Below are 24609 nucleotides of genomic sequence, written 5' to 3'. Positions count from 1 at the left end.
AACTACTACGAAAATATTCGCTTGTCAAGTTTTTTTTGCTGTAGGAGGGGGATTCGAACCACCCACGGTGCGGTTAGCTACGGTACAAATACTGATTTGGTGGTCCACCCCAGTCGACTTGCGTCGGCATTACACCGCGTTTATCCCTTATTCACCACCCCCGAGACAGGAGGGCATGGCTGCCAATTTCATCACCCTACAATGTGATATTTTTTATTTAATCCGTCACTGTTCATTAAAACAAATAACTGATTCAACACTGCGAAATTAATTCTAAACAATTTAATTATAAAATATTTTCATCAAAATTTCGTAAAATTTATCATTTTTTCATAATTTGTGTCTTATAATTACGAAATATCTAACGATTTATGAAAAAATGATAAAATATTCAGACATTGATAGTACGGATCTTCGCATACTTTCTCTGCTAATAGAAAACGCAGCATTACCTTACACTGAAATAGGAAAACGGGTTTTCGTTTCGGGTGGAACCGTTCATGTCCGGATGAAAAAACTGGAACAGATGGGCATTGTCAAAGGTTCACAATTGGTGATCGAACCTGCGAAACTGGGTTGGGATATCAGTGCTTTTTTGGGTATTTATCTCGAAAAAAGCTCTTTGTATGAGCAGGTAGCTACGGAACTGGAGGGAATACCCGAGGTGGTTAACATTCATTATACGACCGGCATATATAGTATTTTTATCAAGATAGTCTGTCGGGATACAGGTCACCTCAGAGAAATTCTACACGACAAAATCCAAAAGGTTAACGGAATTCAACGAACGGAAACGTTTATTTCGTTAGAGGAACGAATCAATCGTTCCATTCCGCTGTCTGAGGGGTAGTTCAGTAAAATTAATTTTTAGAAAATCATTGACGCGCTAGCGCAAAAAAGTTACTTTTGTATTGTATATATAAAAAACTTATATATATTTGCATAAGACAAAACGAAATTATGGAGAATAACGCAACAAGTAACGAATATGTGAGGGGTACGCTGAAAACCATCGTACTGAATTTGTTGGCCGAACATGACCGTATGTATGGGTATGAAATCACTCAGGAAGTTAAAGACAGAACAGGGGGAGCAATAGCTCTGACGTTTGGTGCCTTGTATCCGGTTCTTCACAAGTTGGAACAGGAGGGGCTGTTGGTTACAGAGTCGGTGGAAGTAGATGGCAGGCTGCGGAAATATTATTCGCTAACCACGCCCGGCAACGAAGCTGCCCGTAATAAAACCAATGATCTCGAGCGTTTTCTGGATGCGGTAAGATTATTGCTCGCGCCGAAGAGTTTAGCAACCGAATAAAAAACAATTCATGGCTAATTTCTAAACAGAAGATCAGATGAAACGCCTTCAAGAAAATCGAATCGCACAGTTAAGCAAATATCTGCAGGCCAGCAAGCTTGATCCGGAGTTGCTTCCGGAAATATTGGACCATCTTGCGTGTGAGGCAGAGGAGCGACTTTGGGACGGGAATTCATTCCAACAGGCCTACGATAAGATCGTGGCAGATGCTGATTTGAAAACCCTCCATCATTTGAGTGTTGATCACAAAAATCTGTTAGCCATGGACAAAACATTAGATGACATTGTTTTTGAAGGACGTAACAAACAGTATGGCGCTTATCAGCTCAGACGTGGTTACGGACAAACTATGCAAAGATCGGTTCTGATGGGCGTTACGCTGTTTTTATTGATGGTGCTGCTGCCCAATCTGTATGCGACTCTCGTGCCGGACAAAAAACCGGAAGATATTCGATTTGAAATAACATTAGATAGAAATATAGATATTCGCCCGGAACCGAAGCCATTACCGCCGCCTCCTGTGAAGGAAGAAGCTCAGCCTGTTGAAAAAACAGTTAAGAGCGTGATACCAACGGTGGTGCCCGATGAGCAGGTGGATGTAGAATATACGCCACCGGTTGTTGAAGATCTGCAAACAGCCAAACCTGGCGAAGTAACGCAGGATGGACTGGTGGATGTGAACGTAATTACAGCGCCTTCGGCAACGGTTACTTCAGGCAACGGCTTAGCAGTAGAAGTTGAGCCGGAGAAGGAAAAGGAATACATTCTGGTAGATCAGAAGCCTGAATTTATAGGAGGGAATGCTGCCATGGGCGCTTTCTTGCAAAAACATTTGAGGTATCCTTCTCAGGCTATCAAAGCCAGTGTGCAGGGTAGGGTGTTCTTAGAATTTACTGTTGGATCTGATGGAAAAATTGAAAATGTGAAACCGATTAAAGGCATAGGCTTTGGCTGTGACGAAGAAGCAGCAAGAGTGGTGAAACTCATGCCGGAGTGGAAACCGGGCAAACAGGCCGGTACTCCCGTACGAGTGAGATTTACACTGCCAATTGTCTTTAAAATGGATTGAGGATGAATATCGAAATGATGTAAGCTTCCTCTAAATTTGGTAAAATCCTCGCTTTGGCGGGGATTTTTTTGTTTTTTTGTATTTCATTTTAAAATATTCAGACTTGTTGAGAATGAGTTCTATGTACAAAATTAGTGCCCTGAATTAATGTACGCGATAGTTGATATTGAGACAACCGGAGGAGGAGCAGCTTCACGTATTACTGAAATAGCAATTTTTCGTCATGACGGAGCGAAAGTGGTGGATGTTTTTCACTCACTTGTGAACCCGGAAATGTACATCCCGCCCTTTATTACCAGGCTCACCGGCATCGACAATGCCATGGTACAGGATTCCCCCACCTTTTATGACATACAGGACTCCGTGCGCCAGTTTACAAAGGATGCGTGGTTTGTTGCACACAATGCAAAGTTCGATTATGGATTTATCAAGAAGGAATTTGCGGTTATGGAGGAATATTTTCAGCGTGATTTGCTATGTACAGTCCAGTTGAGTCGGAAAATTTTTCCCGGTTACAAGTCATATAGCCTTGGGAATTTGTGCGTGAGTCTGGATATCTCATTGGAAAACAGGCACCGTGCGCATGGAGATGCAGCGGCAACCGTTCAACTATTCGAAATGTTATTGCAAAACGACCGCCAGAATCTGATCCCCACAGACATCTCAGTTCTTGCCTGATTGCCCTTAATGAACATATTGGAACGATTATTTTATACGTAGATTTATTTACCAACTTAAATCGATCTTATATATGAAAGCGTTCCTCACCTATATGTTTATTTTTTTTGCAGCCATTGGGCTAACCAGCTGTGAAATTGTTGGCGGTATTTTCAAAGGAGGTATGTGGACAGGAGTTATCCTTGTCGTAGGCGTTATTGCCGTAGTGATCTGGGCATTGTCCCGTGCATTTGGCGGTGGTAACCGAAGTTGATGCAATTCCTTAAACAGATATAGAAGGAGCGGGCCAAAAGTCCGCTCTATTTTTTTGGTAGAAAGGCGGCATCGTATCAATTGAAATTAATACCGTAATATTTATCTGAGAAGCTTGTTTATAAAGTTTCTCCGTTTAATCTTTGCACTCCAATCCGAAACGCGGGGGATTAGCTCAGTTGGCTAGAGTGCTTGCATGGCATGCAAGAGGTCATGGGTTCGAATCCCATATTCTCCACAAAGTGTACTGTAAATCAGTAGGTTGTAGAACTTGCACAGTTTTTTACACACAGTTAAGCCCTGAGCACTCAATGTTCGGGGCTTTTTTATGCTAAACTTCTAAATTCCTTTGTACGGAGATGACTTCGTAGATAAAATAACATTGCCAAATTTAATTTTAAAGTCAGGGTACATAGTTTTATTCGGGTTCAGAGATGTGCAAAAGACGGATTTTTCGATCTGTATATCTTATTATTTGCAAGGGCCAACTAGTCAACACTACTATGACATCCTCAAAACCAGGCGTTTACCTTTATCTCATATCTTGAGGCCTTCAATTATCACGTCATCAATGGGGGCTTGTGCACTCAGTGCGACAGTTGCGGGTGATATTGGGGCGTTAATTGGCGCAGTTTTTGGTGCTGCCGTAGTTGTGTGGTCCGAGCTTAAAAATTGACACGCTAGAAATTCCCTCGACAGTCTTTAGTCAGCTGACTCATTTTTAGCCAAGAACTGTAAGGAACGATGCAATCTTCAAGAGAAAAGGTAATAATTTTTCCCACCCGTCTGCAATAGTTACAAGAGCACTGATGAACCCAATAATGGCACTGACAGCGACTGAGAGTTTAAAAAGCCAATTTTGGCTTGCGTTTCTAACCCTATTCTCTGACAAAAGGCCGAACCATTTTAGAACCCAAAGCGGTACCTGAAAAATGGTGTTAACACCCTCTCTGAAGCATATAAATGGGTTTTTTAACTCTTTTGCTAGCTCTTTGGATCTATCTTCAATGTCTCCTAAATATAGTGTCAGAGATTGATGCGTGACAATTATAAGCTGACTTTCAACACTTGAATCAGGGAATTGAGGTAGGATATTTACAATGAGCTCGTAAGAATCGCTACTGAATCCATTGAATCTGTGTTTATAAATATAGATTCCGAATCTTCCTATCATTCGTTGAGCCTTTGTTGATCTTCTTAATAACCAGTCATAGTCTTGATAAATTATCCCGGCAGCCCCGCTTTTACCGTACTGATTTGTGAAAGCTATAAATCGATTCAAGTAGTCCTGGATAAATTTGTAATCATTATCTATATCAGTATATTTCAATCTGAGCCTAGTGAATCCAAGAATTATTAGGAAAATCATTATTCCTACTGCGTAAATCATCTCGATGGTATTTTCCCCGAAAGTAGCTAATTTTAGTATTCTTGGAGTTACTAAGGGCGTTGTAACTTTTTCCTTGGGTATACTGCCAGTGTATCAACTAGTTACAGTCCCTAATCTGTCTAGGGTGCAATCGTGGATGTAGATTTACTGTAAGTGCCTCTAATTTTAGGCGCATTCATTACCAGATCTCCCAGGGTAAGGTTTCTATGATATTTTTCAATATCAGGCAGGTATACGAACAATTGCCTATCTCTTCTGGACTTAATTGTCTTTTACCTGGCTATCTATTATTTTTTTGAATTCAGCACGTATATCACTTGAGTTGATTAGTTTTTCAATTTCAGGATTTGAAATGAAGATAATTTTATGATGTTCGGTCGAAGTACGTACAGCTTCTATGTAGGTGGTTTGTGCAATATAACCAGTGGTGAATAAGATACCTAGCTCCGCTAATCCATTAGTGTTTTTCAGTTTAGATAAAAACTCTATAAATGCATTTTTCCCGACACCATCAGCTGGATAATTTTTACATTCCACTAAAATGTATTTGCCAAATTTACCTAAAAAAGTGTCGCTAATGTCATTTCTTACCAGTAAATCAACTTCATTTCTAGATCGGTCAATAACTCGATGCGTAATCTCGCGAAAGCCCATTATACCTAATAGAAAGGTGACAAAATGCTCAAACGCTTTACCTTTTAAATAGGTATCGCTTTCATTCTTAGCTTTTGAGTAAAAACTAAGCAGGGAATTGGATATTTCTGAAGGATTCTGTTCGATTTTCTCGAAATAGGTATTCATTAGGTCCGTGAGTTCATCTGACCAAGGATCTATTGATTTCTTGTCACTCACGGCCAAAATTTTACCTGTTCCGATAAACGGATTAAGCTTGTGGGTAAATTCACTTGTGAATGCCGATACCACGATTATTCGTGCAAATGGGTTTTCGGTTATAATTTTGCCGATCAGATCTACCCCATCGTAATCAAAACCATCCATTCGCAGATCAACTATCGCCAAATTGAAAAATGTTGTTTCTATCTTATGTAGAATGTCCTTTTCTTCAAAAGCATGAAAAAAGTGAGTGGATGGGTTTTTCTTTGTTAATAGACGGGTCAACCCTTCCGCTTGGTTTTTTTCATCATCTATAATCAGAACGTTTCTTTCCATTATTCAAGGTCCAAAGGTAATTCGATGGGGAACTTAATAGTAAATTTTTTGGTAAACAAGGAATTCTCTGGAATTGACAGTACGATTGATCCTTTTATTGCTTCACAGATATATTGAGCATGAAATAATCCAATACCCGAACCGCCAGTTGTAGAGTAGCCATATTCAAATATTTTCTCTAAATCTTGTGACTCAATCGGTATTCCGCTATCTAACACTTCTATTTCACATATTGAGGCGTCAATTGTTGCTGAAATAGAAAGTAGCTTAGATTCGGAGCTCGACAAGGCTTTAACCGCATTTAGAACTAGGTTGTGCATTAGCTGGAGCAGAGCGTGAAACGATTGTTTGATAGGAGTCTCAGATTTTCTTGGGAAATTAAATTTGTATGTTATCCTGTTCTGGTCGAGTAGTGATCGACAAAGGAGCTCGACACCAACCATGAGTTCAGGAAGCAAAAATCTGTTTTTTGAGTCAATAGGTGCTAATTTAGAAAAATCGTCAATTGTTTTCCTTATATTCTCTAAGCAGGCCTTTAAGCTCTCCCAATCTTCATTTTTAAGCTCATCTAATGAGAGAGTGTTCAAAATGCTGTCCATACTCTGAACACTATTTTTCATATCATGCCTAGCGAAATTAGCAAGATGCTCAATGTGTGTCTGATATGAGTCATTAACCAAATTATTTAGGTTTTTTAAATGGACGATTTTTTCACCCATTTTGTCTAATTGCCTTTGAAAAACTACTGAGTTAGGCTGCTTTTTTTTTATGTATTTGCTTTTTCCCATTAAAATTGTGCTAGTATCTTGCTATGATAGGATATTTTGGAAGAACTTTCAATACTGCTGTTAAATTTATTAGGAATTCTCCATCTTACATTGACTCAGAATCGAAAAACTACCGACTGAGTTGATTAGGAACTCTCGAAAAGGCGGCATACAGTGGATAATTTCTAACAGTAAAAGCCATGCGTTGGAGCCAGTTTTTACGGTAGCCTAAATCCTCCGTTTGATGTTGAATCTATGCGTTCCAATCTATCCACGATATCTATCAATAATTTGTTATACGCGGTGTCTTGCGCAATGGTAGACAGGTAGGGCACTGGGATTCGAGTGCTGTCTGCCATTGCGGCCTGATATGCGTATTGCGTTAATCTGCCCCATAAGTATCGACACAGACTCTTCGGAAACACCTTTTACTACTCCCTGCAAATTTTGATCTTTCGCTCCCTGACTACGCCCAAAAATATCCTCATAACCGTTTTTTAAAGCCTATTCGTCGAACTGTTTCAAGAAATCCATTCCCGATTCGAAACCGGGTAATCCATATCCTTTGAATTTGTTGAGATCATCAACAATTGACATGACATGTTATAGGGTTCCATGAGTCCGAAATTTTCCTTTAACGTTCAGCCAGGAAACGTTTTACGAATTTATGAATAGTAATCTTTTGTGAATTGATGGCAGTATTGCTACCAAATTTGGATGAATGTTTTGAAAGAGTGTAAACGTTTTTACAGATTAGAGTAAGGATCCTAAATTCAGTGATTTCCTTTCATCCCAACCCAAAAACCAATACCTTTGCACCCTTAAACCAATCACCCACATCGTGTAAGATATAATTTCTTTCAAAGAGGACAAGTAGCCGGGGCCGCGAGACGGCGGGCTATGATTATTCACTTTTTTAAGAAAGGAATTATGTTAATTCTTCAAAATCTTACGTACATACATCCCAATAAGGATCTGTTGTTCGACAACATCAATCTGTCCATACACAATCAAAAAATTGCGCTGATCGGTAACAATGGGGCGGGGAAATCAACCTTGCTGAGAATTGTTGCGGGTTTGCTGGCTCCATCAAAAGGTCTTGTTTCTGCTGATACAGCGCCATATTATGTCCCGCAACATTTCGGGCAATACAATGCACTAACCATTGCCGGAGCTTTGCAGGTCGAAGAAAAGATCACTGCTTTGCATCAAATTCTGGATGGCCATGTAACGGAAGCAAACCTTGCAGCGCTGAACGACGACTGGACCATAGAGGAGCGTTGTGCACAGGCATTGGCGCACTGGCAGCTCGCAGGTTTTGACCTCACGCAGCCGATGGGCACGCTGAGCGGCGGGCAAAAGACCAGGGTTTTTCTGGCAGGAATTTCCATTCACGAACCTGAAATTGTGCTGCTCGACGAACCAAGTAATCATTTGGATGTTTCGGGCAGGGCGCTGTTGTATGATCTTGTCAGGTCTTACAATGGCACTTTACTGGTGGTAAGCCACGACAGGCAATTGCTCAATATGCTGGATACGGTTTGTGAACTAAATAAACGTGGAATTACTGTTTATGGCGGGAACTATGATTTTTATGCAGAGCAGAAACAGATCGAAAGCAACGCGTTAAATCAGGATGTGAAAAGCAAGGAAAAAGCGTTGCGAAAGGCGAAAGAGGTAGAAAGGGAATCGGCAGAGCGGCAGCAAAAACTGGATGCGCGCGGAAAGAAAAAGCAGGAAAAGGCCGGAATGCCGACGATCATGATGAACACCATGCGAAACAATGCAGAGAATAGTACCTCCCGACTCAAAGGTGTTCACGCGGAGAAACTCGGGGCGATATCGCAGGAGCTCACCGAGCTGCGCAGTAACCTGCCTGATACAGATAAAATGAGATTTGGCTTCGACAATTCCATGTTACATGAAGGTAAAGTGCTGGTAACAGGCGAAGGGATCAATTATGGTTATGATGGCGACCTGCTTTGGAAACAGCCATTGGATTTTCAAATTACAAGCGGAGAACGGATTGCATTAAAAGGGGCGAACGGTTCTGGGAAAACAACTTTGATCAGGCTCATTCTTGGGAATCTGGAACCGGATTCAGGCACGATTTACAGAGCAGAGAACAGAGCTGTTTACATTGATCAGGACTATTCGTTGATAAACAATTCACTCAAAGTTTACGAGCAGGCGCAGTCATTTAATGTAGCCGGTTTGCAGGAACATGAAGTGAAAATCAGACTGAACAGATTTCTTTTTACAAAAGAGTATTGGGATAAAACCTGCGATACGCTTAGTGGCGGAGAGAAAATGCGGTTGATGCTCTGCTGCCTGACGATCAACCAACAAGCACCGGATATGATCATTCTGGATGAACCGACGAACAATCTGGATATTCAGAACGTCGAGATTCTGACTGCTGCGATCAACGATTACAAAGGAACGCTCATTGTGGTGTCACATGATGCATATTTCCTGAAAGAGATTGGCGTAGATAAAACACTTGTTTTGGAATAACACGAAATGGAAACCCAATGCTGCATTTGCACAGCATTGGGTTTTGTAATACTACATCATTATCAGTGGTCATTCGCCAGCTCACAACTAAGCATCCAATTGATGCCAAACTTGTCGGTAAACATGCCAAAGTAAGATCCCCAAAAAGTCTTGCTCATGGCCATGGTGACATTCCCGCCTGACGATAATCCGTTGAAAAGTCGGTCTGCCTCAGCTGTGCTGTCGGTGTTGATGGAAACAGAAAAATTGTTGCCTACTACCAATTGATTACTCCATTCGCCACCGGTATCACTTCCCTGTATCGTGGTTTCTTTGCTAATGGGCAGGCTCATGTGCATGATCCTGTTTTTATGTTCTTTCGGCAATGGCGGCATGTTCTCCTGTGGAGGCATATCACCAAAACGTCCAACGTACGGAAATTCTCCTCCGAATACAGATTTGTAAAAATTGAAAGCTTCCTCGCAATTACCATTGAAGGTAAGATAAACATTAACGGTGGTCATCGTTTTCAGGTTGGTTAGTTCATCGAGTGAAAACCAATTGTGTTGCCTTCCGTATCAGAAGTAATTCCGCAGAAGCCAAAATCACCAATAGAGAATTTTTCAGCAATAACTTTTCCACCGGCAGCCTCTACACGACCAATTTCTGTGGCGCAATCCTCACAGGAAAAATAAAGCAAGGTACCAGTTGCGCTAGGCTCACCCATTTCATGTTTTACGAGTGCGCCCGATGTGCCGGGGGCTGTCATGTCCCCAGGGAATGCAAACATTTGGCCTTCCCCCATACCTTCGGGAGCTGGCAATTCGGTTAAAGTAACCTTCAAAACGGTTTCATAAAATTTCCGGGCGCGGTCCATATCTGTTACATAGATTTCAAACCAGCCAACTGGGTTTTGCGCTGCCATAGGGATTTGTCTGTTTAAGATTTTTAAGAATTTTCTGAGATAAAATTAGGAATTTCCTGGATTTGGATTGCTTTCTGTCGAGATAAATTTGTGAATCGTTGGTTGGTTAAAAGCAACCGGATAAGCCCATTGTAAACTATCCTGCCTTTATGTAACTCCATCCTTCACTTTGCCGGATAATAATATGCGCTAGTGCGGAGGGAATGACATTGCAAAATGGTAAAAGGGATTCGGTTGTTATTTGCTTAGCCAGCAAGGTATTCTGACAAACCAGAAAATGTACATCCTGCTCGTGTAGTTTTTTTAGTTGCTCGTTGTACTTATTTTCCAGGTATAGCAGCGTGAGGCCGTCACCATGCACTACCACCTCCATTTCTATGTGTTCAATTGCATTTTTTATATTATTCAGTTGTGTAATTAACGATTCCTGGATTTTTGTATCGGAATCGGAGAGCTGAATTACGGCTTTGTATATCGTCATGGTTGATCTTTTGAGGTAAAATTAATCCGCTTTATCTATGGTAAATACGACTGATAAAGCGGAGGAATTTAGTTTACTTTTTCTTTCCACTCTGCTCCGCTTATGTCAGTTAGCGTGAGGAGGTAAGTGGCATTATCAGAGATGCCGTCATTTTTCAGGTCAAGGTTTATAACGCCTTTGGCACCCAATGGAATTACAAGACTGTGTTTTCCTGGTTTAATCTTAGTCACATATTTATTGGATATCTGAGCGGGTGATAACCTGGCAAGATCCTCGCCATTCATTTCAAAAACGGTTTTTCCGGTTACATCACTAAGTTTGATGCCAATCAGAAAAGAACCATATACATCTACGCCTTCGGTTCGGTATACCTCAAATTGTAAGGAATTGTTAAGGAGACTGACGTCCTTAATTTCTATCAAAGGTTTGATCGATTTGTTATGAAGCGTACCTACAACTCCTCCGTGAAAATACTGGTTGGTAAACAAGGTCATTAAAAAAATGAAAGCCGAACCCCAAAGTACAAATGGCTTTAAGTCTTTTACTGGTAATGAACCTGACCCAAGCCAGGGAAACCAACGAGATCGGGTAAATGGGAAGTCTTTTTGGACGAAAAAATTGTCGAGCGAGTAAATGCTGCTGCCGCTTAAAAACAATGTGAAACCGGAAGCAATTCCGAGAATACCAATTTGCCACTCGTCCAGGCAAGTGGTACCCAGCCAGCCTGAACCCAGCAAGATTCCCATGGCCAATGCAAAAACACCCACACTCATAAGGCGGGTAAATAGCCCGAGTATCATAAAAAGCCCTACGAAACCTTCAACAATGGTAAAAATGACCATGGCCCACCAAAGTGCTTCCGGATGCGTAACCAGGTATTCTATCAGCGGTTTAATTCCCAGGGCATTTGGAAGGAAGTGATTGAATTTTTCGCCTATGTAACCCGGCTCATCGGGTATCAGTTTGTTTTCTAAAACCAGTCTGCGCCAAAATGCAGAGAAATAAGTCCACCCGACTACCAGCCGGATAGAAAGTGCAAAAAGACCGTCCGTGCTGTACGGTCGGGAGATATAAGAGATTTTCATTAAAAGTATATTTATAAACGGCTTGTAAAACAGAATTTATGTCACACAACAGATGATGACAAATCCGATTTGAAGCGTTTATATAAAATATACATGGGTGGGCTGTTGCCGGAAGTAAGGCTGGAATAGCCGGCCTTTTTGGAAGCGATAATGGGGAGTAAAAAGCGTTGATCCCGATTTTTAACATGCCATACTTTTCGGGATTCACGCTTCCCGGCAAGCACATTGGTCTCGATTTTTAAGTCGGACGCAAGAAGGGAAGGACATGCCGTGCTGGCTGGCAACGCAGTTTTACTTTTATTTAAAGGCTGATTGTACGCAATATCCAGCGCATCAAAGATGGAAATCTTTACCGCACACGGAGCCAGCGAAAACATAACACCAAGAAGTATAATGATTTGGCCGATATTTCTCCGATCTGATTTGGTAAAGCGCATTAGTGAGTTTTCATTGTTACCTTCTTAACGGTTATTTTCTGTTAATATTCAACGCTTGCCGTGAATACCGGGTAAATATAATTTTGCAGTTAATCATTCAGGCTGTTTCTTTGTATATAGGTTTACTAGCTTAGCAGAGAGGGGTGTGTAGGGATGAAATGAAAAAGAAGTGATTTAATTTATTGATTATTAAGTATATGAATAACTTATTTATTTTTAATATTCGAAAAAAACGTCGTATCTGATCTTAGTTGCGGCGTTTTTTGTTGTTTGTTAAATTCAGGTCATCTGTTTGGATTTTATTTTTAAAGCTCATTTGAGCGTATATTCCTTTTCAAAAGGGCTAATATTGCACCTAATTGTACTATATAGAAATAATTTATGTCAAATAACTTATTCGATTTTGGGATGATCGGACTTGGAGTAATGGGTAGAAACTTGTTGCTTAACGTCGCAGATCACGGCTTTTCTGTTATCGGTTTTGATAAAGATGAAGCAAAAACGACGGCATTGGAAACTGCTGCTACGGCAGGAACAACAGTGAAGGGTGTTCCGGATCTTGAAGAAATGGTTCAGAATTTAAAAACACCCCGCAAGCTGATGATGCTTGTACCAGCTGGTCAGCCGGTTGATGATGTTATCGCTTCACTTTTACCGTTGCTGGAAAAAGGAGACGTTGTAATAGATGGAGGTAATTCACATTATACAGATACGTTACGCAGGGTTGAATATCTGAAAGAAACAGGTATCAACTTCATGGGCATGGGTGTTTCCGGCGGTGAGCAGGGAGCGCGTACAGGCCCGAGTATGATGCCTGGTGGCAATGTGGAAGCATACGGACACATTAAACCCATATTGGAATCCATCGCTGCGAAAGTAGGTGGTGTTCCTTGTGTGGATTATCTGGGAAAAGGTGGCGCAGGTCATTACGTGAAAATGGTTCATAATGGTATCGAATACGCCATTATGCAGCTGATCAGTGAGTCTTACGCTATTTTGAAGAAGGGCGGACTGAGCAACGAAAAACTGCACGAGACTTTCAAAACCTGGAATGAAGGTTTGATGCAATCGTTCCTGATTGAAATCACCGCAGATATATTCCTGCAAAAAGATGATAAAACGGATGCACATCTTGTGGATGTGATATCTGACAAAGCAGGATCAAAAGGTACCGGAAAATGGACTTCACAGGATTCCATGGAGCTTCCGGTAGCTGTTCCGGTGATTGATACCGCGGTTGCGATGCGTACTTTGTCTGGTTACAAAGACGAAAGAGTTCAGGCTGCTGCATTGTATCCGGATACTGATTCGAGTGCGAATTTGTCGGAAGAGGAGCTTATCGCGAAAGTACACGATGCTCTATATTTTGCTACCATTTTGAGTTATGCGCAAGGATTGGCGATGCTTTTCCAGGCTTCCAAGGACTTGAACATGGATATTCCATTGCCGAAAGTGGTAAGTGTCTGGAGAGGTGGTTGCATCATCCGTTCGCTGTTGCTTGAAGTATTCTCTAAGGCGTATGCTAAAAATGCGGATTTATCCAATATCCTGCTGAACGAAGATGTGGCCGCTGTGGTTAAATCTGTTGTTGGTAACACACGCGAAGTGGTTTCTTTGGCAGCGAAAGAAGGCGTACCGGCAGGTGCTTTGATGTCGTCACTGGCTTACTTTGATGCTTTCAGAAGCGAGCGCATGCCTACAAACCTGATTCAGGCGCAACGCGATTACTTCGGTGCTCATACTTATCAACGTACCGACATCCCGGGTACATTTCATACGGAATGGGGTCAAAATTAAATATTGAAATTTATGCAAACCAATAAGCGTCCCCCTGCATCGTTACTTTTCATTTTTGGAGGGAGCGGGGACTTGAATTATAGAAAACTTACTCCTGCGTTATACAACTTATTCCTGGACAACTGGATGCCTGAGAAATTTGCAATTGCAGGTATCGGAAGGAGTCCATATTCCAATGAAGCTTACCACACCCATTTGCTGGATGGTGTATCCCGTTTTTCCCGCAGGAAAGATCAGGAAAATCAGCATTGGTCTGAGTTTGCCGAGCATGTTTCGTATCTGCAGATGGACGGAGACAATGCCGAAGCTTACCATTTGATCACGGATGTGGTAAAGCAAAAAGAGGAAGAGTGGGGTGTTCACCCTAACGTCATTTTTTATCTGGCAGTAGCTCCTCAGCTGGTGCCATCCATAGCCCAGAAACTTGGCGCTCTGAAAATTTGCTCAGATAAAAGCAGCACGCGTATTGTAGTTGAAAAACCATTCGGTCACGACCTGAAAAGTGCACACGAGCTGAATGAGTTGCTTGCAGGCATGTTTACAGAAGAGCAGATATTCCGTATTGACCATTATCTGGGTAAAGAAACGGTTCAGAATATTCTTGCTTTGCGTTTTGCCAATGCACTTTTTGAACCTTTGTGGAACCGTCATTACATTGATCACGTACAGATCACTGCTGCTGAAAGCGTAGGGCTTGAAGGCCGTGGCGGGTATTTTGAACGCTCGGGTGCATTGCGCGACATGGTTCAAAACCATATTCTTCAGATTCTTTGTATGGTAGCCATGGAGCCTCCGGTCTCTTTTGATGCCAACGAAATTAGAAATAAAAAGGTAGATGTTCTGAATGCGATACGTCGTATTGGGAAAGATCAGGTGCACGATTACGCCGTGCGTGGTCAGTATTCCAAGGGCTGGAAAAAAGGTCAGCAGGTGGTAGGATATCGCGAAGAGGAGGGTGTTAATCCCAAATCGACGATTGATACTTTTGCAGCTGCCAAATTCTACATCGACAACTGGCGCTGGCAGGGAGTTCCTTTTTATGTTCGTACCGGAAAATACCTGAATGAAAAGGCGACACATATCACTCTGGAATTCAAGCAGGCGCCGCATTATGCGTTCCCTGCTGAGGCTACGGAAACATGGAGGTCCAACAGGTTGACGATCAGTATTCAGCCGAATATGGACATCAGCATTCGTTTCCAGTCGAAGAGACCAGGTCAAACGATGGATCTGGATCCGGTAGATATGACTTTTGATTACGATAAAGTAGCAGGAGAACATTTGCCGGAAGCATACGAAACGTTGCTGCTGGATGTAATGGAAGGTGATGCTACGTTGTTTATGCGTGGCGATCAGGTGGATGCAGCCTGGAAGGTAATCATGCCGATTCTGGAAACATGGGAAAACCGTACACCGGTAGACTTCCCTAACTACGCTCCGGATTCATGGGGACCTGACGAAGCTGACGCGCTGATTGGCCGTGATGGTCATACCTGGATCAATTTCCCACCACACGACTAGTTTCATGCAAATTCACATAGCAAAAAATACAGCAGATCTAAGTCAGGAACTGGCCATTCGCATTGCGGAACTGATCAGGGAAGTTTTGACGAAACAAGATCGTTTTACTTTTGTTTTGTCAGGAGGCAGTACACCCAAAGCACTTTACGCGCTGTTGGCTTCTGCTCCTTATAGTGAAAGTATCGATTGGCAGAAGGTTCACTTTTTCTGGGGTGATGAAAGAGCCGTTCCTTTTGAAGACGACAGGAACAATGCCCGGATGTGCTACGAAGAACTTTTGGATAAAGTGAATGTTCCGGCAAGTAACATCCATGTCATGCGCACGGATATTGGTCCGGGGGAATCAGCGGCTGAATATGAAAAAGTATTAAAAACCTACTTTGGAGATGCTGAGGTAACCTTTGATTTCGTACTTCTGGGAATGGGAGATGACGGCCATACCTTGTCATTATTCCCGGGGACAGATGTTGTCCATGAGCAAAATGTATGGGCAACGGCCTTCTTTTTGCCAGCTCAGGATATGTATCGGATCACGCTTACAGCTCCGGTTGTAAATGCTGCGAAGTATGTTGCCTTTATGGCGGCAGGTGCGGGCAAAGCGGATACTTTGAAGAGTGTGCTCGAAGGTGAAACCAATCTGGATAAATTTCCTTCTCAGATCATTAATCCCGCAAAAGGAGAGCTTCATTGGTTTGTGGATGAAGCTGCTGCGGCGTTGCTTTCGAAATAGGAAAGACATAATTTGTTAAAACAGAATAGCTCCTTGCCGGTTTGGGTAAGGAGCTATTCTGTTTTTAGTAACAAAATGAAGATTTCTTAAAACCACCTTTTCCATTTAAAGTAAAATACCATTCCGATCGTGACGACCAACATAAGCGCCCAGGTATAGTAGTAGCCGTTATGGAGTTTCAGCTCGGGCATGTTTTCAAAGTTCATTCCATATACCCCAACAATAAAAGTAAGTGGCATGAATATGGCTGAAAAGATAGTCAGCGTTTTCATCACCGCATTCATTCTGTTGCTGATGGTAGACAGGTGCACGTCTGCAAGACTGGCCAGTAATTCACGGTATGAATCAACGGTGTCGATCACCTGCATTACGTGGTCGTACAGGTCACGGTAGTAAGGAATGGATCTTTTACTCACCAGCGGGTTGTCCTCTCTGATCAGCTGATTAATAATATCGCGTAGTGGCCAGATAATCCTTCTCACAAGCGTTAGCTCTCTCTTCAAAGCATACAAATCCGCAAGCGAAAGGTGTTTGGTGCCCCTTATCACCTGATCTTCCACAAGTTCGAGCTGGTCGCCGAGCTGTTCCAGAATGATGAAGTAATTGTCTACAACCACATCCATGAGCGCAAACATCAGGTAGTCGGCTCCATTCTTACGGGTTTTGCCAACTGATGCCTGCAATCTGCTCAATACTGGTGTGAAAATATCATTGGTAAGCTCCTCCTGAAAGGAAATGAGATATTTTTCGCCCAGAACAAAGCTGACGTGCTCGGCCGAAATGGTTAGAGGCGAATTGCTTTCTATATGCAACATTTTCAGGGTAAGAAACAAGTGCCCCGTATCGTACAACTCAAGTTTGGGCTTGTGTTCCGTATTAACAACGTCCTCAAGTAACAACGGATGAAGCTGAAATAGCGATCCGAGTTTCTCAATCAAAGGGGTTTCATGAATACCGTCCACATCCAGCCAGGTGATCTGTCCTTCGGTATTGGCATCCGGCAAGCAGTCGCTCAGTGATTTCACATTTGTTTCCGAGAATACTTTGTCGTTATACTGGATTTTTTTAATCCTTGTTTTTAACTCAGTTTCCGGACCTATGTATACCAGCGTTCCCGGCGAAGTCATCAGATTGTGACGCTTGTAACGCTTACTCTTCGGACTTTTTCCCGGGGAATCGTTTGGTTTCAAATGTTCTATGGTGTCAGTTGTCTCCAATTGGCATTACTACTTAAGATGAAATACAAGTAAAGGAACGTGCGTATCAATCACCAGTTTTTTGGTAATGCTTGGATTAATAAGGAATTCCTCAATAAAGGAACGTTCTCTTGACGACATTATCAATAAGTCCGCGTTTGTTTCGTCGCAATATTCTTCAATACCATCGAGCACATAACGCGCCTTGCGGATGACAATATCTTCATCTGTAATAGCAAACTCAGTTTTTATTTGCTTAATGTACTGGTTGTCTGGTTGTATGTCCGGCTGTGTATCTGCATGTATTTTAAGTAGCCGAAGACGGCTTCCAAGGTGATTCATCATTACGAAAACTTCCCGCAGAATATCATTTTCATCGTATTCAAACTGTGTTGCATACACGACATTCGAGAACTTTTTAGGGGCGACCTGAGGTGGAATGATCATAACCGGGCAAGGTGAATGCAGTGCGATACTGGTTGCCGAACTTCCGATCAGTTTATCGAGGAAGCCACCTGTGCCCGTTCTCCCCATTACAACCAGGTCAGGATTATGCTCTTTAATCGCATCTTCCACGGCGGATTGTACGCCACCGGCAGACCATAGCGTTGTAACATGAAAACCTTCTTCTGTAAGGTTTTCGGAATAGCTTTCCAATCGTTTGCGGAACTCATCTTCCAACTCCATCGACATGGAGAGGAAGTCCGGAGAGCCAATTCCGGGCAGTACACTACCCGACATCACATTAACATCCGCTATGTATGGCTGGTAAGCATGCAGGATCAGAAGTTCGGTTGACTGTTTGTCTGCCATTATTTTGGCGGCAGCAAGAGCGCGGTCAGCATTTTCTGAGAAGTCTATGGGAATGAGTATACGTTTCATGATTGAAGGAATAAGGTGAAAAACAGAGGTGAATTTTTGAAAGAGGTAATATAATCCGATTATGCATCATAATTACCGCGCTCCCAAAATGTAATGATTGTTTAATATTGATCATGAAACTCAAATACTATGCCAGTCATTCCTGTGGGATGTTACCAGTGACAGAACAGAATTTAATTTTCATGAGCATTACTCAGGGAAAACGATTGATTATTTCTTAAACAGAATGGGGAATAGTACAAACTATAAACTATATCGTTCTATACCTCATATAAGTTTTGATATTTGTGCGAAATGCATTTATTAAATGAATGTTCCTTAAATTGATTTTTTATAAGTTTACTGTTATATAGCGTTTCCTTACACCAAATTTTCTGTATGAAGAGCAAAATTACTATTGTTAATATCGCCCTGATAAGTGTTGCCGCCATCGCTACGGTTCTTAATGCGTATAATATCATATCGTTCTCACCCGAATTTCTATTGGCGCTTCGCTGGCTTGCTCTGACGGGCTTGTTAATTTACGCTTTCATCAAAAGAAATCTTACCACATCCATTCTGATTTCAATGTTGGTTGGTACCGAAATCGGTTACGATTTTCCTGAAATGGGAACCAACCTCCATTTTTTGAGACAGATATTCCTGCAGATGATCAAAACGGTGATCGCCCCTTTATTGTTTGCAACGCTGGTGACTGGTATTGCCGGCCATTCCGATCTCAAACAAGTAGGACGAATGGGCTGGAAATCGCTGCTGTATTTCGAGGTTGTTACCACCTTTGCACTGATCATCGGGCTGGTATTTGCCAACTGGTTTAAACCTGGCGAGGGAATTATTCCACCTGCTTCGCTCAATGCTACCTTGCCGGATGTGAAACACCAAACCTGGCAGGACATTATTGTACACTCTTTTCCTGAAAACATGGCAAAGTCGATCTACCATGGAGAAGTGTTGCAGATCGTCGTTTTCAGTGTTTTGTTTGGTATCAGCCTTGCGTTATTGCCTGCTGTAAAAAAGGAGAAATTTGTTGCTGGTGTAGAGCTGTTGGCAGAGGTAATGTTCAAATTCACCAAAATCATCATGCTTTTCGCGCCAATTGGTGTAGGTGCTGCCATCGCGGAAACGGTAGGGCATATGGGTATTGATGTATTGAAAAATCTTGCGCTGTTGCTTGCGACTCTGTATTGCGCGCTGATTGTTTTTGTCCTGGTTGTTTTCATACCTGTTGCACTCATTGCACGCATTCCGGTTATTAAGTTGGCCAAAACCATTTTCGAACCTTTATCTATTGCATTTGCAACCACCAGTTCAGAAGCAGCCTTGCCCAAAGCCATGGAAAAGATGGAAAAGTTTGGTGTTCCAAGGCAAATCGTAGCTTTTGTAATGCCGACCGGTTACAGCTTCAATCTCGATGGATCCACGCTGTATCTTGCATTGGCTACGGTATTTGTGGCTCAGGCAACAGGTACAGAAATGTCCGTCGGTCAGCAGATTACGATGGTGTTTTTGCTTATGCTTACAAGTAAAGGCGTTGCCGGTATTCCTCGTGCCACGCTGGTAATCCTGCTTGGTGCCATTGCCAATTTTGGTATGCCAGAGTGGCCTGTGTTACTTATTATGGGTATCGATGAGCTGATGGATATGGCCAGAACAACGGTGAACGTTGCAGGAAACTGTCTGGCTACCGCCGTTGTTGCACGCTGGGAAGGAGAACTGGATGATGAAAAAATGCAGAATTCTGACAAGATTGTATCCGAACCAATAGTTGAAGCTTAAACAGTATTTTAATATTTATGTTTACCGTATACGGAATTCCGAATTGCAACACAGTGAAAAAAGCCCGTACCTGGCTTGATGAAAATGGTGTCGCTTATACCTTTCACGATTATAAAAAGAAAGGCATCAGCGCCGAAAAATTAGAAAAATGGATTGAAGTATTTCCCTGGGAAAAGCTGGTGAACAAGGCTGGTACTACCTGGAAAGCATTGTCGGAAGATGAAAAATTGGCTGTAAAGGATGCTCAGTCTGCAATAGAGCTCATGACTGAAAAAACATCGGTCATTAAAAGACCGCTTGTTGAAGATGAAACGGGGAAAGCCGTCTCGGTAGGTTTTTCTGAACCTGAATTCGCAAAACTTTTTTTATAGATCGGGCAATCCCCCTCATAAAAAAAATCCCCGGACTGATCAAATCGGTCCGGGGATTTTTTTTATCGGTGGATCTTATTTCAAGCCAGGAACTTTCACCTTAGCTGCTTCCAGTGCTTTTTGCTTGTTTTGCAGGTCAAGTAAAGAGGTTTGAGAATCTGTTTTTCCTTTTTCTAATTCAGCACGAAGCTCTGTGAGCTTCTTTTCTGTTTTTTCGATCTCTTTTGTTTTGTCCTCCATGTCACGCTGCAATTTCTGATGCGTTTTTTCAGCGCCCGTAAATACTTCGTCTGCGAGTCTCACCTGCTCACGCGAAGCTGCATATTCGGAGAAATCTTTCAAAATACTTTCAGCGGTTTTGTATGACTGGTCGCTGTCATTTGTGACGTAAGAACCATCCACATTAAGCGCGATGAACACTTTCGAAAGTGTTTTATTGACAGAAGCAACCTGGCTGGTGATCTGAACCGGATTTGGAGAAAGGATGGTAACGGCAGCCTTTTCAATTGAATAGGTGCCCTTTTTGCCTTTTACTTTTCCAAATTTGGTAAGATAATTTTCCCAATAAGTGCTTAAATGTTTGTCCTGAATTCCCTGACTAAGGGTTAGCCCGGAGTATTCTTTTTTATCAATGGTTTCTTTGCCTGGAAACACGCTTTGTGCAGATGCAAAAAATGATATTGCAGATAAGGCTGCAATGCTAAAAACGGAGGTGATTTTGAATTTCATTTCTATATACTTGTTTTACATACCGGATTTTCCGGTGTTTTGTGAGTAATTGCTTGGCTGGTCTATTTTCTGGTAACCACTACAATTTTCTTGTCGTCAAAAAGCGTAGTAGCAAACAGGTAAAATTCACCACCTTCGTTGAGACGCCATTTTTTACGCAAGTCTTGAATTTTTGCAGGAAAATTTCTGAGTGTTAAATTCGCTTTGTTTTGTCCTGTTAATTGCTGAATTTCTTTGGCATCCGGTTTACAAAAGCCCACTATTTCGAACGTCCGACCGGGAAAGTTGGCTACGCGATTGTGAGATGTATACAAATGACTGCTTGGTGCCAGCTTACTTACACCAAATCGCTGCCCTAAAACTTTAAATGCTCCCGATTTCAGGACAGCAGCATGTGGTTCGTACAAGTAGGCAAGCGGGTATGAATGCTCTATTTGCGAGTTTTGCTCTTCTGTTTTGTCAAAATCCAAAACCTGATCAGCTTTGCCGAAAGCATTAAGAATGCGAACTTTCAACTGAAAAGTGTCTGTTTTGTGTTCCTTGTTAATGTGAAACAACAGCTCTTTGCATTCCTGATCATAGCCAATAACATATACAACTTTTACATTTTTGAGCTCTTTTACAGCCAGGTCAATATCAAGCAAAGGAGATGTTTTTAGCAAAATATCCGGAGCTGCATTCTGCAATAGTTCCAGATTAGAAACAACATCGGGCGTGCAATCGGCAAGTCTTACCACTTTATCTTTATTGTTATCCCGCCTTGCCGGATCGGTATAGATCCAATCCGCCTTTAAGTTCTCCTGTTGGATTGTCGCAAGAGAGTCGGCATTTCGAACCGTTATCTTTTTGTTATTCAGAACATCAAAATTATAGGATGCAGTGGCTGCAACTTCTTGCTGCAATTCAAAATAAGTAGCCGTTTGAAATTTTTTGCTCATGTAAAAGCAATCCACACCCATGCCGCCGGTAATGTCTATGAGTGTGTTTCCTTCTACAAGACTGGCTTTAAAAAGCGCGGTTGCCTCTGACGAACTTTGTTCAACTGAAAGTGCCGGCGGAAATATCAGTTTTGGATTCGCGGACCATTCCGGAAGCTTTTTTAGTGCCTTTTGCCTGGCCTGAATCTGTGCTGCAAGTTTTTTTATATCAATGCCCTTAAAGCTGCTCGAACGCAGGATAAGCTGGTTGACGTCATCTTGCAAATGTTCATCAATAAAAGCCAGCTCAACCTCAGTCAGCCCAATTTTCGGCTTATCTGATTGATCAGAAAAATCGTCACTCATATTAACGGGAGGTAATCTTGATATTCCCTTCAAAGTACAGAAATTTCCCGCAATAGCATTTCGCAAAATATATATTGTATGGTAAAAATTATAAAATAAATCCGATATGTACAGAAGTTTAATTGTTCGGTTTGTATATAGGTTTCAGCAGTAATAGTTCGGAACATTCTATGCATCTTTAAGTAGGACTAACCGAATGAAAATTATAAATTGTCGGCTAATATCCTATTTCCCTAAGTTAACCAGTATTTACTATGAGAATAAAAACCTTTGAAGAGTATCAGATTGCCTACAAACAAAGTGTAGATGATCCCGAAGGTTTCTGGGCAGAGATTGCTCAACAATTTAAATGGCGTAAACCATGGAAAAAAGTCCTGAACTGGGATTTTAATGAAGCCAAGACCACCTGGTACGAAGGCGGTGAAATGAATATCACTGAAAATGCGTTGGATCGTCATTTGGAAGATAAAGGTGATCAGGTTGCTATATTATGGGAACCAAACGATCCTGATGATGAAGCGGTTAGTATCACGTATCGTGTTCTTTACGACAGAGTTTGCCGTTTTGCTAATGTGCTTAAAAAACATGGCGTTAAAAAGGGCGACCGGGTTTGTATCTATCTGCCGATGGTTCCCGAGCTTACGGTTGCTGTCCTTGCCTGTGCACGTATAGGAGCTGTTCATTCGGTTGTATTTGGAGGTTTTTCTGCTAAATCCATCGCCGATCGGATCAATGACTCGGCTTGTACCATGGTCATTACTTCTGACGGTGCATTTCGTGGTAACAAGGTAATTCCAATGAAGGAAACGGTTGATACAGCACTTGATCTTTGCTCAACTGTAAAGAATGTGATTGTAATGACCCGAACCAGAACACCGGTTTCGATGCTGAAAGGCCGCGATTTATGGTGGGAAGAAGAAGTAAAACACGTGGATTCCGTTTGTCCTGCGGAACCTATGGATGCCGAGGATACACTGTTTATACTTTATACATCGGGCTCAACCGGCAAACCGAAAGGGGTGGTTCACACCTGTGGAGGTTACATGATTTTCGCAACCTATACTTTTGCGAATGTATTCCAGTATGAACCAGGCGAGATACATTTCTGTACTGCGGACATTGGCTGGATCACCGGGCACAGCTACATTGTTTATGGTCCACTATGTTACGGAGCTACTTCTGTGATTTTTGAGGGCGTACCTACATACCCGGATGCAGGCCGTTTGTGGCAGATTGTTGAAAAGCATAAAGTAAACATTTTATATACGGCGCCAACGGCAATCCGTTCGCTGATGAGTTTTGGTTTGCAGTATGTGAAGGATCGCAACTTATCATCTCTCACCAAGCTGGGATCGGTTGGGGAACCTATTAATGAAGAAGCGTGGCAATGGTTCAAACAGAACATTGGCGGTAACCATTGCCCGTTGGTTGATACCTGGTGGCAAACGGAAACCGGCGGTATCATGATATCTCCTTTGGCAGGAATTACTCCTGAAAAACCAACCTACGCAACTTTACCGTTGCCGGGAATTCAACCTGTGTTGGTAGATGAGAGCGGTAATGTAATTGAGGGTAACGATGTGAGTGGTAACCTTTGCATCAAATTCCCTTGGCCGGGTATTGTGAGAACTACCTATGGCGATCATGAACGTTGCAAACAAACCTATTTCTCCACCTATCCGGGTATGTATTTCACCGGAGACGGTTGTTTGAGAGACGAAGATGGATATTACAGGATTACAGGCAGGGTGGATGATGTTCTGAACGTATCGGGTCACCGGATTGGAACGGCAGAGGTAGAAAACGCGATCAACATGCACCTCGGGGTAGTGGAATCAGCGGTGGTTGGTTATCCGCATGACATCAAAGGGCAGGGGATTTACGCTTACATTATTACGGATTCAAAACCGGATGATGCCGAAATGTTCAGAAAAGATATTTCTGCTACTGTTTCCAGAATAATCGGCCCTATTGCCAAACCCGATAAGATTCAGTTCGTGTCTGGTTTGCCAAAAACCCGTTCGGGCAAAATCATGAGAAGGATCCTGCGAAAAATTTCGGAAGGAGATGTCAATAACCTGGGAGATACATCTACGCTTCTGGATCCGGCGGTGGTTGATGAAATCAAGAAAGGGGCACTTTAAGTTTCAATTGTTAAGTATTAATTGTTAATGGTTAATTGCCTTTCGGGTGGTTAACCATTAACAATTTTTTTTCGCCTTGCCAGCAAGCTGTATGGCTGGATATCATGAAGAGTCGA

Annotated in this window: 24 protein-coding genes and 1 tRNA gene; 13 read left to right on the top strand and 12 right to left on the bottom strand. The window is 42.2% G+C overall.

The genetic code is table 11. From position 1 onward, the window contains the following. Positions 1 to 379: 379 nt before the first annotated feature. From LZG71_RS05835 to LZG71_RS05810, 6 genes are all read left to right on the top strand, one after another. Positions 380 to 850 (top strand): Lrp/AsnC ligand binding domain-containing protein, encoded by a 471-nt coding sequence (locus tag LZG71_RS05835; RefSeq protein ID WP_233817943.1) that lies wholly within the window; start codon positions 380 to 382, stop codon positions 848 to 850. 110 nt (positions 851 to 960) lie between these two features. Further along, the gene (locus LZG71_RS05830; RefSeq protein WP_233817941.1) at positions 961 to 1314 is read left to right on the top strand and encodes a PadR family transcriptional regulator; all 354 of its coding nucleotides are present in this window, start codon (positions 961 to 963) and stop codon (positions 1312 to 1314) included. Between the two features lie 37 nt (positions 1315 to 1351). Next, on the top strand, positions 1352 to 2383 hold the full coding sequence (locus tag LZG71_RS05825) for an energy transducer TonB (RefSeq protein WP_233817939.1): 1032 nt from the start codon (positions 1352 to 1354) through the stop codon (positions 2381 to 2383). Between the two features lie 147 nt (positions 2384 to 2530). Beyond that, entirely contained in the window at positions 2531 to 3061 is a 531-nt protein-coding gene (locus LZG71_RS05820) for a PolC-type DNA polymerase III (protein WP_233817937.1), read from the top strand. A 73-nt stretch (positions 3062 to 3134) separates the two neighbouring features. After that, on the top strand, positions 3135 to 3314 hold the full coding sequence (locus tag LZG71_RS05815) for a hypothetical protein (protein WP_233817935.1): 180 nt from the start codon (positions 3135 to 3137) through the stop codon (positions 3312 to 3314). Between the two features lie 163 nt (positions 3315 to 3477). Further along, a tRNA-Ala gene (locus LZG71_RS05810) sits at positions 3478 to 3551 on the top strand. A 483-nt stretch (positions 3552 to 4034) separates the two neighbouring features. Here LZG71_RS05810 and LZG71_RS05805 read toward each other — a convergent pair. The 3 genes from LZG71_RS05805 to LZG71_RS05795 all read right to left on the bottom strand — a co-directional run bounded on the left by LZG71_RS05805 (position 4035) and on the right by LZG71_RS05795 (position 6661). Then, positions 4035 to 4703, bottom strand: a complete 669-nt coding sequence (locus LZG71_RS05805) for a hypothetical protein (protein ID WP_233817933.1) — start codon at positions 4701 to 4703, stop codon at positions 4035 to 4037. Positions 4704 to 4964: 261 nt separating this feature from the next. Beyond that, positions 4965 to 5873 (bottom strand): response regulator, encoded by a 909-nt coding sequence (locus tag LZG71_RS05800; RefSeq protein WP_233817931.1) that lies wholly within the window; start codon positions 5871 to 5873, stop codon positions 4965 to 4967. Continuing rightward, complete coding sequence (locus LZG71_RS05795) at positions 5873 to 6661, bottom strand: HAMP domain-containing sensor histidine kinase (protein ID WP_233817929.1); 789 nt, start codon at positions 6659 to 6661, stop codon at positions 5873 to 5875. The genes LZG71_RS05800 and LZG71_RS05795 overlap by 1 nt, the downstream gene beginning before the upstream one ends. A 909-nt stretch (positions 6662 to 7570) precedes the next feature. Between LZG71_RS05795 and abc-f the strand changes: the two genes are divergently transcribed. Continuing rightward, on the top strand, positions 7571 to 9157 hold the full coding sequence (gene abc-f / locus LZG71_RS05790; protein ID WP_233817927.1) for a ribosomal protection-like ABC-F family protein: 1587 nt from the start codon (positions 7571 to 7573) through the stop codon (positions 9155 to 9157). 62 nt (positions 9158 to 9219) lie between these two features. On the opposite strand, the gene LZG71_RS05785 is transcribed toward abc-f, so the two are convergent. The 5 genes from LZG71_RS05785 to LZG71_RS05765 all read right to left on the bottom strand — a co-directional run bounded on the left by LZG71_RS05785 (position 9220) and on the right by LZG71_RS05765 (position 12064). Further along, complete coding sequence (locus tag LZG71_RS05785; RefSeq protein WP_233817925.1) at positions 9220 to 9660, bottom strand: VOC family protein; 441 nt, start codon at positions 9658 to 9660, stop codon at positions 9220 to 9222. 14 nt (positions 9661 to 9674) lie between these two features. Continuing rightward, complete coding sequence (locus tag LZG71_RS05780; protein ID WP_233817923.1) at positions 9675 to 10061, bottom strand: VOC family protein; 387 nt, start codon at positions 10059 to 10061, stop codon at positions 9675 to 9677. Between the two features lie 136 nt (positions 10062 to 10197). After that, positions 10198 to 10542 (bottom strand): DsrE family protein, encoded by a 345-nt coding sequence (locus tag LZG71_RS05775; protein WP_233817922.1) that lies wholly within the window; start codon positions 10540 to 10542, stop codon positions 10198 to 10200. Between the two features lie 68 nt (positions 10543 to 10610). Beyond that, positions 10611 to 11627, bottom strand: coding sequence for a TQO small subunit DoxD (locus LZG71_RS05770; RefSeq protein ID WP_233817920.1), 1017 nt, complete (start codon positions 11625 to 11627; stop codon positions 10611 to 10613). Between the two features lie 41 nt (positions 11628 to 11668). Then, positions 11669 to 12064 (bottom strand): hypothetical protein, encoded by a 396-nt coding sequence (locus LZG71_RS05765; RefSeq protein WP_233817918.1) that lies wholly within the window; start codon positions 12062 to 12064, stop codon positions 11669 to 11671. 381 nt (positions 12065 to 12445) lie between these two features. Between LZG71_RS05765 and gndA the strand changes: the two genes are divergently transcribed. Genes gndA through pgl form a run of 3 tightly spaced genes read left to right on the top strand, consistent with a single transcriptional unit; the run spans position 12446 to position 16112 of the window. Beyond that, complete coding sequence (gene gndA, locus LZG71_RS05760; RefSeq protein ID WP_233817916.1) at positions 12446 to 13861, top strand: NADP-dependent phosphogluconate dehydrogenase; 1416 nt, start codon at positions 12446 to 12448, stop codon at positions 13859 to 13861. A 12-nt stretch (positions 13862 to 13873) separates the two neighbouring features. Then, positions 13874 to 15382, top strand: a complete 1509-nt coding sequence (zwf, locus tag LZG71_RS05755) for a glucose-6-phosphate dehydrogenase (RefSeq protein WP_233817913.1) — start codon at positions 13874 to 13876, stop codon at positions 15380 to 15382. 4 nt (positions 15383 to 15386) lie between these two features. Then, positions 15387 to 16112, top strand: coding sequence for a 6-phosphogluconolactonase (gene pgl, locus LZG71_RS05750; RefSeq protein ID WP_233817911.1), 726 nt, complete (start codon positions 15387 to 15389; stop codon positions 16110 to 16112). An 86-nt stretch (positions 16113 to 16198) separates the two neighbouring features. Here the strand turns inward: pgl and corA are convergent, their stop codons facing one another. After that, positions 16199 to 17329, bottom strand: coding sequence for a magnesium/cobalt transporter CorA (corA, locus tag LZG71_RS05745; RefSeq protein ID WP_310587724.1), 1131 nt, complete (start codon positions 17327 to 17329; stop codon positions 16199 to 16201). A gap of 9 nt (positions 17330 to 17338) precedes the next feature. Then, positions 17339 to 18190, bottom strand: coding sequence for a universal stress protein (locus LZG71_RS05740; RefSeq protein WP_233817909.1), 852 nt, complete (start codon positions 18188 to 18190; stop codon positions 17339 to 17341). 378 nt (positions 18191 to 18568) lie between these two features. On the opposite strand from LZG71_RS05740, the gene LZG71_RS05735 reads away from it, so the two are divergent. Further along, positions 18569 to 19966: a dicarboxylate/amino acid:cation symporter gene (locus tag LZG71_RS05735; protein ID WP_233817907.1), complete on the top strand. Its 1398-nt coding sequence runs from the start codon at positions 18569 to 18571 to the stop codon at positions 19964 to 19966. A gap of 17 nt (positions 19967 to 19983) precedes the next feature. Then, the gene (locus LZG71_RS05730; RefSeq protein WP_233817905.1) at positions 19984 to 20337 is read left to right on the top strand and encodes an ArsC family reductase; all 354 of its coding nucleotides are present in this window, start codon (positions 19984 to 19986) and stop codon (positions 20335 to 20337) included. Positions 20338 to 20412: 75 nt separating this feature from the next. Here the strand turns inward: LZG71_RS05730 and LZG71_RS05725 are convergent, their stop codons facing one another. Together LZG71_RS05725 and LZG71_RS05720 are read right to left on the bottom strand one after the other, a co-directional pair. After that, entirely contained in the window at positions 20413 to 21066 is a 654-nt protein-coding gene (locus LZG71_RS05725) for a hypothetical protein (protein ID WP_233817904.1), read from the bottom strand. A gap of 62 nt (positions 21067 to 21128) precedes the next feature. Continuing rightward, entirely contained in the window at positions 21129 to 22349 is a 1221-nt protein-coding gene (locus LZG71_RS05720) for a THUMP-like domain-containing protein (protein ID WP_233817901.1), read from the bottom strand. 254 nt (positions 22350 to 22603) lie between these two features. Between LZG71_RS05720 and acs the strand changes: the two genes are divergently transcribed. Then, a complete protein-coding gene (gene acs, locus LZG71_RS05715; RefSeq protein WP_233817899.1) occupies positions 22604 to 24493 on the top strand; it encodes an acetate--CoA ligase in 1890 nt (629 codons plus the stop codon). Positions 24494 to 24609: the final 116 nt, after the last annotated feature.

The organism is Dyadobacter sp. CY312, assembly GCF_021390535.1.
Lineage (GTDB): Bacteria > Bacteroidota > Bacteroidia > Cytophagales > Spirosomataceae > Dyadobacter.
Note: the sequence above shows the minus strand (reverse complement) of the source record. Positions and strands in the feature narration are given on the sequence as shown.